General features: G+C 38.2%; 7 protein-coding genes and 1 other annotated feature. Of the genes, 2 read left to right on the top strand and 5 right to left on the bottom strand.

From position 1 onward, the window contains the following. Window positions 1-23 precede the first annotated feature (23 nt). Entirely contained in the window at window positions 24-737 is a 714-nt protein-coding gene (locus tag KQI94_RS05860; protein WP_002363695.1) for an amino acid ABC transporter permease, read from the top strand. Window positions 738-748: 11 nt separating this feature from the next. Then, window positions 749-1414: an amino acid ABC transporter permease gene (locus tag KQI94_RS05855; RefSeq protein ID WP_002382114.1), complete on the top strand. Its 666-nt coding sequence runs from the start codon at window positions 749-751 to the stop codon at window positions 1412-1414. 197 nt (window positions 1415-1611) lie between these two features. Here KQI94_RS05855 and pheT read toward each other — a convergent pair whose 3' ends face one another. The 5 genes from pheT to KQI94_RS05830 form a co-directional block, all read right to left on the bottom strand. Next, window positions 1612-4035, bottom strand: a complete 2424-nt coding sequence (gene pheT / locus KQI94_RS05850; RefSeq protein WP_002369627.1) for a phenylalanine--tRNA ligase subunit beta — start codon at window positions 4033-4035, stop codon at window positions 1612-1614. A gap of 7 nt (window positions 4036-4042) precedes the next feature. Then, complete coding sequence (pheS, locus tag KQI94_RS05845; RefSeq protein ID WP_002358034.1) at window positions 4043-5089, bottom strand: phenylalanine--tRNA ligase subunit alpha; 1047 nt, start codon at window positions 5087-5089, stop codon at window positions 4043-4045. Between the two features lie 56 nt (window positions 5090-5145). Continuing rightward, window positions 5146-5364 (bottom strand) — a binding site (T-box leader). A gap of 43 nt (window positions 5365-5407) precedes the next feature. Continuing rightward, on the bottom strand, window positions 5408-5752 hold the full coding sequence (locus KQI94_RS05840) for a helix-turn-helix domain-containing protein (RefSeq protein ID WP_002358035.1): 345 nt from the start codon (window positions 5750-5752) through the stop codon (window positions 5408-5410). A gap of 69 nt (window positions 5753-5821) precedes the next feature. Then, window positions 5822-9616 carry a helicase-exonuclease AddAB subunit AddA gene (gene addA / locus KQI94_RS05835; protein ID WP_002369629.1) on the bottom strand — a complete coding sequence of 1265 codons (3795 nt, stop codon included), beginning with the start codon at window positions 9614-9616 and terminating at the stop codon, window positions 5822-5824. Beyond that, window positions 9609-13199 carry a PD-(D/E)XK nuclease family protein gene (locus KQI94_RS05830; protein WP_002369631.1) on the bottom strand — a complete coding sequence of 1197 codons (3591 nt, stop codon included), beginning with the start codon at window positions 13197-13199 and terminating at the stop codon, window positions 9609-9611. The genes addA and KQI94_RS05830 overlap by 8 nt, the downstream gene beginning before the upstream one ends. Between the last annotated feature and the right edge of the window lie 46 nt (window positions 13200-13245).

Here is a 13245-nt window from a genome sequence, read left to right as displayed (position 1 = left end):
CAAAAATTTTAGGAGGGATTTTTATGTTTTTGTTAGCCAATATTTCCTGGCTTGAAGAAGGGCCATTTGCCTTATATCGTTGGGAAGCTTTATTTCAAGATTGGCGAATTTTTGGTCAGGCATTTCTCTATACTATTCTGCTTTCTTTAGGAGCGATCTTAGTTGCCTTTGCTTTAGGCATTTTCTTTGGCAGTTTATCAGCGACCAAAAGTAAACTTTTACACGCAATTAGTCGTGTCTATGTAGAATTTTTTCAAAACACACCTTTGTTGATTCAATTTATCGTAGTCTATTATGGCTTTCCTCTGCTAAGCCCGCTGCTTTCATTTTCTATTACTACGATTGCCATTCTGTGTGTAGGCCTCTATCATGGCGCCTACATTTCTGAAGTGGTTCGCTCAGGAATCGGAGCTGTCCCAAGAGGGCAATTTGAAGCGGCTTACTCCCAAGGATTAACGTATGGTCAAACGATGCGGTATGTGATTTTACCACAAGCATGGCGGATTATGTTACCGCCTTTAACCAATCAAGTAGTGAATCTAATTAAAAATACGTCAACAGTTGCCATTATTTCTGGCGCTGACGTAATGTTTGCTGCCAATAGTTGGTCGTCTGTCAACTTGAACTATATTCCCGCCTTTGCGCTTGCTGGTTTCTTATATTTCATTCTTTGCTTCCCATTAGCGAATTTGGCTAGAAAAATGGAAGAAAAAAATAAGAAAGCATATAGCAGATAGGAGGAAAACAGATGCCTTTTTCAGAAGAAATGCGTCAATTACTGACAGCAAATAATTTTCAATTTCTATTTAACGGCTTAAAATTGACGCTCTATATTTCCTTCGTCTCAATTATTTTGAGTACGATTTTTGGCACCATTCTAGCCGTTTTGCGAAATCAAACCCATGGACCACTGAAGTTACTTGCCAGTATTTATGTAGAAGTAGTGCGTAATATTCCAAACTTATTGTGGATTTATGTTATTTTTTTGATTTTCAAAATCAAATCCACACCTGCTGGAATTGTGAGTTTTACTGTGTTTACTACCGCTGCTTTAGCGGAAATTATTCGTGGTGGTTTAAATGGTGTTGATAAAGGACAAATTGAAGCGGCGCGTTCTCAAGGGTTTTCAAATTGGCAAATTCTTTATCATATTGTTTTGCCTCAAGCCATTCGCAATGTTTTACCAGCGATCGTTTCTCAGTTTGTTACTGTCATCAAGGATACAAGTTTCTTGTATTCCGTGATTGCTTTGCAAGAACTCTTTGGCAAATCTTATATCTTAATGGGGCGCTACGCACAAACAGGACAAGTATTCACTATTTACGGAATCGTCGCCCTAATTTATTTCATTATTAACTTTAGTATCTCACAATTTTCACGTTGGCTTTCACGAAATTGGGCGAAAAGTTATTAATGTAGTTAAAAACAGGAGGCTGAGACAAAAGTGTTTAGCTCCAAGAAATAAGAAGGAATTTCCGAAAATTGTTCTTTAATTTTTGGAGAATTTCGGCTTATTTCCGAAGGAGCTGCTTTTGTTCAGCTGATTATCTTAAGATTTAGAAAGTGGGGCATAAGTCATTTCGACTTATGCCCCACTTTCCTGTTTTTATTTTATCTTACTTCTACTTGATGTTTTTCAATTAGCGCTTTTTCAACTTTTTCCATTGAACGGTTAATTTCTTCATCCACTAATGTCGCTTCTGCATTAACGAAAGTTAAACTATACGCCATTGATTTTTTGCCAGCGCCTAGTTTTTCACCTTGATATACATCAAATAAATGAATCTCTTTTAAATATTTACCTGCGTTATCTGAAATAGTTTTAACTAGTTCTTGATTGGTAACTGTTTCATCGACTAATAAAGCAATATCTCGAGAAACTGCTGGGAATTTAGAAACTGCTTCATAAGTAACCCCGCCTGCTTCTGTGGCTACTAATTGTTGCAAGTTTAATTCAGCAACATATGTTTCAGGAATATCGTACGCTTTCGCTGTCGTTGGGTGAACTTGTCCGACAAAACCAACCACTTCATCTTCTAAATAAATCCATGCTGTCCGGCCTGGATGCATTTCTGGAATCGCCGTTGTCGCTTGATAACTGATTTTTTCTGTTAATCCTAAAACAGCTACAATACTTTCCACTAAGCCTTTTACTGTATAAAAATCAACGGCTGTTGCTTTTGTTTGCCAATCTTTAACCATTGTATTACCAGTTAAAGCAAGTGCTAAGTGATTTTCTTCTGTAGGTAAATTTTTTGTTGGATCTTCTGTTTGGTAGAAAACGCGTCCTACTTCGTAGAAGGCGATATTATTATTTTTACGTGCCACATTGTATGCGACATCATCTAATAAACCAGAAATTAAGTTCATACGTAACACAGAACGCTCTTCACTCATTGGCCATTGCAACCGTGTTGTTTGACTTTCTTTCATCATAAATTGACGGGATTTTTCTTCTGTTGTCAACGCATAGCTGATGGCTTCACTCGTACCATGACCTTCCAGTAAGCTCTTTAATTGGCGCGTAACATGTTGTGCTTTGGTTAGACTTCCAGCAACTGTTTCTCCACTTGGCAATGTTGAAGGTAAATGATCATATCCATAAATGCGCGCCACTTCTTCAATAATATCTGCTTCAATCGCAATATCCCAACGTCTTGGTGGAATCGTAATTTCATATGCGCCTTGATTTACTTCATAAGCAAAACCGAGTGCTTCAAAAATTTCATTCACCGTTGCTTCATCTAATGCAGTGCCTAAATATTGGTTGATTCGTTCTAAAGTCACAGCTACCTGCGCTTCTTTAACGGCCACTTCAGAACCAATTGCAGTGCCTGAGACTACTGTTCCGTCGGCTAACTCTGCAATCATCGCGGCTGCCACATCACAAGCTAGCCCAACTGTCGCTTGGTTGATGCCTTTTTCAAATCTACTTGAAGATTCACTCCGTAAATTGAATTGTTTAGACGTTTTGCGAATAGACAATGGATTGAACAATGCCGCTTCTAAAGCCACAGTTGTTGTTTCTTGACTGATTTCAGAATTAGCCCCACCCATTACACCGGCTAAGCCGACAGGCGTTTTTCCATTCGTAATGACGATATTTTCTTCTGTTAATTGACGTGTTTCACCATCTAATGTAATTAGTTTTTCTGCTGCTGTTGCTCGACGAACCAAGATTTCTTTGCTATCTAATTTTTGATAATCAAATGCATGCAATGGTTGACCAAATAATAATAAAATATAATTTGTCACGTCCACCACATTGTTAATCGGACGGATTCCTTCATTCATCAATCGATTTTGCAACCACTGAGGACTTTCTGCAATCGTCACATCTTTAATGACACGAATTTGATACGCTGGCGCATCTTGTGAATCTTCAACAGTCACTGTTACGTAATTTCCCACGTTATCTGAAGCATCTTCTTTGAGTTCGGGATCATTAAACTGAGGCGTTTGACGATAAATTGCGCCAACTTCATAGGCTACCCCTCTCATACTTAGTGCATCTGCACGGTTTGGTGTAATTGATAATTCAATAATCGCATCATCCATGTCTAAATAAGGGAAAACAGGTGTCCCATTCACTGCTTCTTGAGGTAAATAATAAATCCCTTCAGCATAGGCTTTTGGTACGACATTGTCTGAATATCCTAGCTCTTCTAACGAACAAATCATTCCGTTAGAGACTTCGCCACGCATTTTACCTTTTTTAATTTTTTGATTTCCTGCAATTCTTGAACCAGGTAATGCTACGATGACTTTAATTCCGGCTTTCACATTTGGTGCTCCACAAACAATTTGTGACAATTCTTCTTCACCGATATCTACTTGGCAAATTGATAAGTGGTCAGAGTTTGGATGAGGAACACATTCTTTTACTTCACCGACAACAATTTTCTTTAATCCTTCTTCAGGTACAGCAACGCCCTCAACTTCGATACCTGTCACAGACATTTTGTCCGCTAATTCTTGCGGAGTAACGTTTGAAAGATTAACATATTCATTTAACCATTTATAAGAAACTAACATTTTTCAACTACTCCTTTACCTTGAATTGATTTAAGAAACGTAAATCATTTTGATAAAAATTACGGATATCATTTACACCATAACGTAACATAGCAACGCGATCTGGTCCTAAGCCAAAGGCAAAGCCTGAGTACTCTGTTGGATCAATCCCTGACATTTGTAATACATCTGGATGAACCATCCCCGCACCTAAAATTTCAATCCAACCTGTATGTTTGCAGACGTTACAACCTGCGCCGCCACATTTAAAACAGCTAACATCTACTTCGACTGAAGGTTCTGTAAAAGGGAAATAGCTAGGACGTAAACGAATTTTACGATCTTCACCAAACATTTTTTTCATCATGACTTCTAACGTCCCTTTTAAATCACCCATTGTGACATTTTTATCGACAACAAGGCCTTCAATCTGATGGAATTGGTGACTATGTGTCGCATCATCTGTATCACGACGGAATACTTTCCCAGGAGAAATCATTCGTAATGCACCTTTTGAAAAATCGTGTTTTTCCATTGTTCGAGCTTGAACTGGTGAAGTATGCGTACGAATTAACATCTCATCTGAAATATAAAACGTATCTTGCATGTCGCGTGCTGGATGATCTTTTGGTAGATTCATGCGTTCGAAATTATAGTGATCCGATTCTACTTCGTATCCTTCCACTACTTGATAACCCATGCCTAAGAAAATATCTTCAATCTCTTCCATAACTTGTGTCAAAATATGACGTGTGCCTTGAGGCATTTGTTTTCCAGGTAAAGTTACATCTAAACTTTCTTCTTTTAGTGCCGCATTTAACGCTTCGTTCTCTAAAACAACTTTGCGCGCTTCAATTGCTTCTGTTAATAAATCACGAATTTCATTTGCAAAGCCCCCCACCACTGGTCGTTCTTCTGGTGAAAGGTTTTTCATGCCTCTTAATACTTCGGTGATTGGCCCTTTTTTCCCTAATGTTTCTACGCGAATTTGGTTTAATTCTTTTAAAGTAGCAACTTGTGCGATTTCTTTGAGCGTATTGTCTCTAAGAGCTTCTAATTGCGCTTGTAATGTCATTATGCGTTCCCCTCTATCTTTTATTTAAACTAAAAAAAACGATAACCCATTCCTTTCAAAGGAACGAGCTATCGTGTTACCATCCTAATTCATAACAAATTGTTGTCATGCACTCATTTCATTTAACGGCAATTACCGGTTTGCTTTCTTCTTGAAAACAAACAAACTCAGGAAGTGAATTTCGCTTGGTGACTGTGTAAATCAGCTTCCAGTCTCTGGCTGACTCTCCCTAAAACACGTCAATTCAAACTACTTGTTTCCATCACTGTTTTTTTAGTTATTTAATTACGTTTAGTTTACAAGAAGTTTTGCTTGCGGTCAACTGCATTCTTCGTCTTTTACCCATTTTTCTGCCCAATGTTGAATTTGTTCCATTGCTAATTGCAAGTCTTCGCCTTTTTCGGTCAGGAAATATTCTAAGCGATTTCCTTCACCGCAACGAACAGCTTTGGTGATAATTCCTTCAGCTTCTAGTTCCTTCAATCGCTCTACTAAGACACGATCACTTAACATTGGAATTTTTTCTTTTAATTCGCCAAAACGTTGAGGACCTCGTTCTAATAAAACATCAATAATTAAACCATTCCATTTTTTACCAAGTATTGAAAATGATTTTTCAAATTTGGGACAAAGTACAAACGATTCTGTTTTTACTTTTTCCATCTTCCTCACCTCTTCAATGAGTATAGCACATTCCTTACAAAATGTAAGTGTTTCTGCTTCTAATTTTTTCTACTTTATAAAATCTACAACATTTCCTGTCTGCATGTCAATAATTACTCCTCCATTTAATAAAATTAAATAGACGTGCGACACCTCTTTATGCGTTGCCTCTTGTAGCGCTCTACGATAAAGATTCATCTGTCCGCGATACCGTTCGACAATTTCAGAAATCGCTTGGGGAGAGGTGCCTTTTACATGATCGGTTTTATAGTCATACAAAATGCATTGATTGTCTAATTCGATATAGCCATCAATAATCCCATGAATTAATAAATCATCTTGTGTCGTTTCTGGATAATTTTGAATGAGCTCTTCTGCTTCAATCAGCATAGAAAAAGGTTGTTCCCTTCTAACGGTTTGATGGTGTTGAATCAATTGTTTTCCTAAGGCGGTGTCAAAGAAGGCCACGATTTGTTCCAGATTCATTTTTTCAGCAATTGCTGGTAAAATCAATTTATTTTCCACTAAGCGTTCTTGAACAGCTCGCACTTCCTCGTAAGAAGGTTGCTTACTTAAATCAATTAGTTGTAATAAATAATGGGTTGCTGTCCCAATTTCAGCTGCTGAGGGCGCTTGAACCGTATCTAAAAATTTAGGCTTACTTAAATCTCCTTCAATCATTCGATTGACAATCAACGGTTGCGCTTGAATAGTATTGTCTTCCCGAACCTCAATTTTACCAATTTCTTTGTTATCGGGGTCATCAAATACTCGCTTGATTTCAGAAACAGACTGATAACTGGTGGTCCGAGTAGCCACTTCAAACGGATAATTGAAACTTAACCGTGCAAGGCCACGATTGATTTTGTCAGCAGATAATTGCGCTTTTTCGGCTAAATCCTCTGCTTGTCTTTCTGGCAATTGTAATTGCTGAATGGCTGCTCGTAGTTGTTCTTCGTTGAACCACTGAATATGGAAATTAGCTGGGTGCTTTTTGACTTGCGGAACGTTACTTACTACTACTTCTTGCTGATATTCATCGGCTTTTTGATGACGTACCAATGTCATCCCAACCCAATTCATTAAACTACTTTTACTTTGCAAGCGATTTTCAGCTGGTAGCACCAGTGTTTCTACATCGCCAACTTTCAGCCACTCTTTCCACATCGCCGCTTGGTCTTTATAGGAGCCTACCAGAAAAAGTTTCTGTTCTGCACGTGTCAACGCCACATATAACTTCCGCATTTCTTCGGATAATAATTTTCTTAATCGTACTTGTTTAATCGCCAAAAATGGTAAAGTATCGTACATAACTCGTTCTTCAGGTTGTAAATAACGAATGCCTACCCCTAAATTTTCTTCAAAGATATAGCGTTCATTCAAATCACTGACATTAAATTCTTTGGTCATATCTAAAACGAATACCACCGGAAATTCTAACCCTTTACTAGCGTGAATCGTCATGACGCGTACGGCATTCTCTTCACTTAAAACGACTGGTTCTGCTAAATCTTTGTCTTTTTCTTGCATTTTTTCGATGAAGCGAACAAATTGAAATAATCCGCGGAAGGTTGTTTTTTCATACGCCGCGGCCCGATCGACCAACGCATATAAATTGGCTTGGCGTTGTTTGCCAACAGGCAACCCGCCAACATAATCAAGGTAGGCCGTTTCCCGATAAATTGTCCACAGCAAGGTGCTAATCTGGTTGCGTCGAGCCTGTTCCCGCCATTTTTCTAATGATTCAGCAAAACGTATAGTTTTTTCCTGAACAACTGCTTCCTCCATGGTTGGTTCCATTTTTTGATTAAACGTTAAAAATGCTTCGTAGTAACTGGTTTCCTTATTAGCCAAACGAATAAGCACTAATTCGTTTTCTTTTAATCCAACAATTGGTGAACGTAACACAGCTGCCAAAGGAATGTCTTGATAGGGATTATCAATCAATTGAAGCAAGGCAATCATTGTACGAATTTCCGTTGCTTGGAAATAATTTTGAACATCATTGACTTGAACTGGAATTTCTAATGATTTAAAAACATCTAAAATAGTTAAATTATTTTTCTTTGTAGGCGTTAATAAGACAATATCTTGATAAGTAATCGGTCGATCCGTTTTCAGCTTTTTATCATAAATTAAGAAATTTTGGTCAATTAATTCACGAATTTTCAAAGCAGTAACGTAAAGTTCCCCTTCTGTCTTATCTTCAATCAACAACTCAGGGGATTGTAATTCTGGAAATTCAACTGATTCTGTTGCTTTTTTTTCATAAATTAGCAATTCAGTTGAATAATCAGCCGCCTCCGAAAATTGATCAAAGCCATGAACCAAAGCGGCTGACTCATCGTAAGCAATTTGGCCCACTCGCTCATCCATTAATTGACTAAATACTAAATTCGTAAAGTCTAAAACATCTTTGCGGGAACGAAAATTTTCAGCTAGAATAATTCGTTTGCCCTCTTTGCCGTACCCATACTGATTGTATTTTTCAATAAACAACGTAGGATCTGCCAAGCGGAAAGAATAAATAGACTGTTTCACATCCCCTACCATAAAAAGGTTTCCTTCTGCGCTAAGCGGGCGGCGCAACCAATACAAAATAGATTCTTGTAATTGATTGATATCTTGGTATTCATCGACTAACACTTCATCAAATTTTTCGCGATAGTAAAGAGAGGCTTCTGATGCATGCCAGCCATCTGCCTGATTTTTCGCTAAAATAGCTAACGTATAATGTTCTAAATCGTTAAAATCCACTAAATTTTTAAGCCGTTTTTCTGCGCCATAGGCCTCCATAAATTGTTTCCCCACGTGAGCCATTTCTTGAACAATGGGCGTGGCCTCTTTCAAGACTTGTTTCATGGCATCTGGAGAAAGTGTAAACAGTTGTTTTTTCAAATCATTTAACGCTTTTTTATTTTGTTCTCGTAACTGTTTGGCTTGTTCCGCAGTTGGTTTCAACTCTTCGGCACGAACCGTTGGGTAGCGGTCAAAGCTTAACAATTCAGTCAAATTATAGGCGCTTTCTAAATCATTTCTCTCTAAAAATTGTAAAAATTGTTTTGTTTGTTCCTTTTCATTTTGAGCTAAATACCAAATCTTTTGAAGTTTCTCTTCGCCCTCTGTTAAGGTCACCATTTCTTCGTAACGCTGAAGAGTTCGTTGTAACGTCTCAACGGCTAGCGGTTTTAAATACGTCTGAAATAACGTTGATTCGCCTAGCTGATTTCCTACTTCGTAGGCTTGTGTTAAGCCATTAATCCACGCCTCTGGATCAGGATTTGCTTTGGCAAATTCATAAAAAGAAAAAATTAAGTTAGTGAGTCCATCATCACTACGGTCATTGGAAAAATTCGCTGTTAATTGGTAAAATTCTTCTTGATTTTCCGCATAAAATTGTTCACGTAATGCATCCCAAACATCTTCTTTTAATAACAATGTTTCTGTTTCATCTGTTAACATCCGAAAAACCGGATCTATGTCAATTAAATAATAAAAACGACGAATAACAGTTAAACAAAAGGCATGTAACGTGCTGATATTGGCTGTTGGCAAAAGAGCAATTTGACGAGAAAAATGCCGTCTTCTTTCTGGATTTTGTTCTTCATTCATTGCCTTTTGTAAAGCCACTTGGATACGTTCTTTCATCTCACGGGCGGCGGCTTCAGTGTACGTCACAATCAAGAGACGATCGATATCGACGCCGCTTTTGACTTTTTCAATGACACGGCGGACTAAAACGGTGGTTTTTCCTGAGCCAGCCGAAGCAGAAACTAAGATATTTTCATCGCCATCAAACACCGCTTGCCATTGACTGTCGGTGAATTGCTCATTGGCTGGACGTAGTGGAATTGTTTTACTCATCTTCGGTTGCTCCTTCCTCATCTTTGTTTAACAAGCGCGCCATAATTTCCTCTTTGGATAAATTCTCAATACGATGATAATTATTTTCTTTTAACATCACATCAAAATCACAGACACTTCGAAACGGACAATAGCGACAAGCAATCCGTTCCTTGCCTTGATAAGCGGGATTAAGTTGAACTTCGCCGCCAATAATTTGATTCCCCGCTTCAATAAATTTATTTCGGTTATGGGAAAGCAACGCGCCTAATTCTGGTTCTGTCACAAATTTATCTTCTTGGCGACGACCAGGTTTAATTTGTTCTTTGGCGGATTCTTCAATCGGAAACAGCAACGAACTTTGTTTAGCTTGCAGACTCGTATCTAAATGATCCAATAAATCTGGGTCTTTCATCAAAAGACCATCAAACTGATATTTTTTAAGCATTTGTTGTTCAATGTCGTCTTTGCCTTCGTAAGATAACGTAGGATTGTGTACATGCAGATAAAGTGAGCCAGCAGGTTTAGCTTCTTGACCAACTAATTGCACAGCATCCATTAAAGCCACATCCAAGTACGTCAGCATTTGCATGGCTAAGCCGTAATACGCTTCTGTCATATTAAATTTACGGTGACTCGATTTATAATCAATCACACTTAAATAGGTTGATTCGGGTGTAACCAATTGATCAATCCGGTCGATTTTTCCCCGAACATGAATCTTCCCTTGATTTTTTAATGGTAATTCCAAACCAGAAATTCCTTTTTTAGCGGCAATTTGGCCAAATAACACTTCTGTTTGAACAGTCGTCATGCCACTTCGTTGGCTTTGGCGTTTCAGCGCCCAACTGACTTTTTTAATTGTTTGACTTAATTGATAGCGAATATAGTTCATGCGACTAGAGGTCGTTAATACAGAAAAACGTGCATCCCCTAAAATACTATTTAGTACTTCCTCCGCCAATAAATTGACTTCCTGATCGGTTAATTCAGATAAATTCCGTTGATTCATAATCAATAATTTAAAGAACTGATCCAATGCTTCATGGAAAAATTCTCCTGTAGCTGCTGGTGAAAGCCCAAAGACATCTCTTTCTTTCAAACGTAAGCCATAGCGAGAAAAGTATTGATATTGACACCGATAAAAACTCTCCATCCGAGAAACAGATGTATAAATATCTTTACCATATAAAGGTTCTGCTAAGACCTCATCAATCTTTTCAGGAATATTTTGATGCGTTAAACTTTCGAAAACTTGCTTGGCTAGCGGAGCAATTGGTTGGTTCATTAGTGCTTTTTCCATATTTAACCAGAAAGTCAACAATCCTTCTTGCGTTTCTTTCCGTTGTCTTTTCAAACGCGTTAATTCACCGATTAACGTCCGATACGTACTAATATGGGCTAAACTGGTCGTTTCATCATCGAAAATGGTTGTTTCATTTTTTTCAAAAACGGGCAAGTTTAAATCTTTTTGGATATTTTTAAAATAAGGAGACGGTTTGACTTCTTGAGCGGTATCTTTAACACTTGGATAGGTTAAATATAACCGTTCTCGCGCTGAAGAAAAGACAAGATACGCAACATAAGGTTCTTGCGCAATTTTGCGTCCGGTTGTCCCACGTAAATATTGGTTTTCCGTTAAAGTATCATTGATTGTCTGCCGTTCTTCATCAGACAATAGTGTTTTATTTTCAATCTTTTGTGGAAAAATTTCTTCCGTCATCCCAATAGCAAAAGTAACCTTGGCAGCGCCAGGTCGAGTTAAATCCATTGCGCGAACTTGTACTTGGTCAATCGCTGTCGGCACTTTACTATAGTGCAAACCTTCCAAGCCACTAACAAATATTTCTTGAAACGTTGTAAAATCAAACGAACTTTCTCCGTAAACAGTGACGTATTCATCTAGTAACGACATCAATGCATCCCAAGTCTGTTCATGGTTACGAGCTGTTTCTAGTTGACCTGCTTCGATAGCTTGTAAGCGCCACATTTTTAATTGTGTTGCCACACCACTTTGCAGTAAAAAGTGATAGAAGACGGTCGCTGCTTCCAAACCAGTTTTGGCACTTATCATTGCTTGAAAGTAACTAGGTAACAGCCGTTGAAGCGATTGACGAATCGCATTTGACTCTTCTTCCATCGTAGCGACATCTTCTTGCTCTTCCGCTTCAAAATCATACCGAATAAATTCCCAATCTTTTTCTTGCGACCAATAATAACCTTCATAGCCGTATGCCAGGACTACATTTTCGGTAATATCAACTTTTCTGCGCCAAGCGTTCCGTTGGTTTAACCAATCAGTCAAGCTTTCTTCAGAAGTAGCGTGTTGATTCATTGGCATAAATAATTCCGTTCTCAAAAAACGGAGCACATCGCGATAACGATAATTGTACGAATGAATAGCAAATAAAGATTCAATCCATTCGACTAAAGGATGCCGATCCATAGCCATATCTCGGTCGACATAAACAGGAATCTCGTGTTCCGCAAAAATCGGTTCTAATAAATTTTCATAACAATCTAAATCACGAGTCAACACCTGAATTTCTTTGTACCGATACCCTTCTTCCACCACTAAACGGCGAATTTCGGTTGCAACATGTGTTAATTCTTCTTTAACGTTTTCAGCACGCCACAGAAATAAGCCATCGCCACTCCAGTCAGATGTGCTTAATGGAGGCAGGTGTTCTTGTGATTGAATCCAATAATCGTTTAATCCTTGCAAGTCTGGATTTGTAATTAATACCTCTTTCTTTTCCACATAATCTGAAAGAATCGGGATTTGCTTCTGCCTTGCTAGTTGATAAAGCTGATGATAGGTTTGTCCCGCTTCATAAAATAACGACCGCGGATCAGGTAAGTCATGCGGATATTGTTTGTCCAATAAAAGGGCTACTTTCACAGAACCTGCTTGCGCCATTAGCACTTCAATCAACTTTAATTCTCTGGCAGTAAACTGCTGATAGCCTGAAATAACGAATTGAACATTCGACAAATCAACCGTTTGTAAATACTCGCTTAAATGTTGAATAATCTCCGCTGATTCATAGCCATACTGACTCATTTGTAATTGGAATCGCGTAAAAATTAACGTTAAATCTTGAAACTTAAGTTGTAAATCTTGTCCTTTAGGGTTCTCCGTTTGTTTTTCTAAAAATGGATAAAGCTCCGCAATCTCAATATTGCCTTCGCGCATTTCTTGATAAAGCTGAAATAGTTGCTGAATAAAGCCGGGCTTGTTAATTTCACCTCTAAAAATTTGTAACTCTTCTTCTGCTTCTACTAAAATTTTGCGAAAAATCATCGCAGCACCTGCGTCAGATAAAACATCTGCCGAGTAAAAAGGTGTATGTTGTAAATAGTACCAAGCCAAACGATAAAAACTAAAAACCTGCAGACGGGTACTGGTTATTGAATCAGACGTAGTTGTCTGTAATTGACGTAACTTTTGCAAGACTTGAATTTCTTGCTCAAACTTAATATGGTTCGGGACTAAATAGAATACTTCATGCTGTGCGTCTTCCTCTAGCCATTGTTTTGTCGCCTTTATAAGTGGCGCTTCTAAGTCTGCCACGGCGGTTCCTCTAATAAACTGCACACTCATGGTTTCACATCCTTTTCCTTTGCACTGCCTTTATTTTACCACAAAA

The organism is Enterococcus sp. S183_ASV_20 (assembly GCF_018919685.1).
GTDB classification, from domain to species: Bacteria; Bacillota; Bacilli; order Lactobacillales; family Enterococcaceae; genus Enterococcus; species Enterococcus faecalis.
The sequence above is the reverse complement of the archived record's forward strand: the minus strand, read 5'-3'. Positions and strand labels throughout refer to the sequence as shown.

Excerpts from the sequence above, each read along its gene's own strand:
- KQI94_RS05860 (WP_002363695.1), top strand. The coding sequence starts at position 24 with ATGTTTTTGTTAGCCAATATTTCCTGGCTTGAAGAAGGGCCATTTGCC.
- KQI94_RS05855 (WP_002382114.1), top strand. The coding sequence starts at position 749 with ATGCCTTTTTCAGAAGAAATGCGTCAATTACTGACAGCAAATAATTTT.
- pheT (WP_002369627.1), bottom strand. The coding sequence starts at position 4,035 with ATGTTAGTTTCTTATAAATGGTTAAATGAATATGTTAATCTTTCAAAC.
- pheS (WP_002358034.1), bottom strand. The coding sequence starts at position 5,089 with ATGACATTACAAGCGCAATTAGAAGCTCTTAGAGACAATACGCTCAAA.
- KQI94_RS05840 (WP_002358035.1), bottom strand. The coding sequence starts at position 5,752 with ATGGAAAAAGTAAAAACAGAATCGTTTGTACTTTGTCCCAAATTTGAA.
- addA (WP_002369629.1), bottom strand. The coding sequence starts at position 9,616 with ATGAGTAAAACAATTCCACTACGTCCAGCCAATGAGCAATTCACCGAC.
- KQI94_RS05830 (WP_002369631.1), bottom strand. The coding sequence starts at position 13,199 with ATGAGTGTGCAGTTTATTAGAGGAACCGCCGTGGCAGACTTAGAAGCG.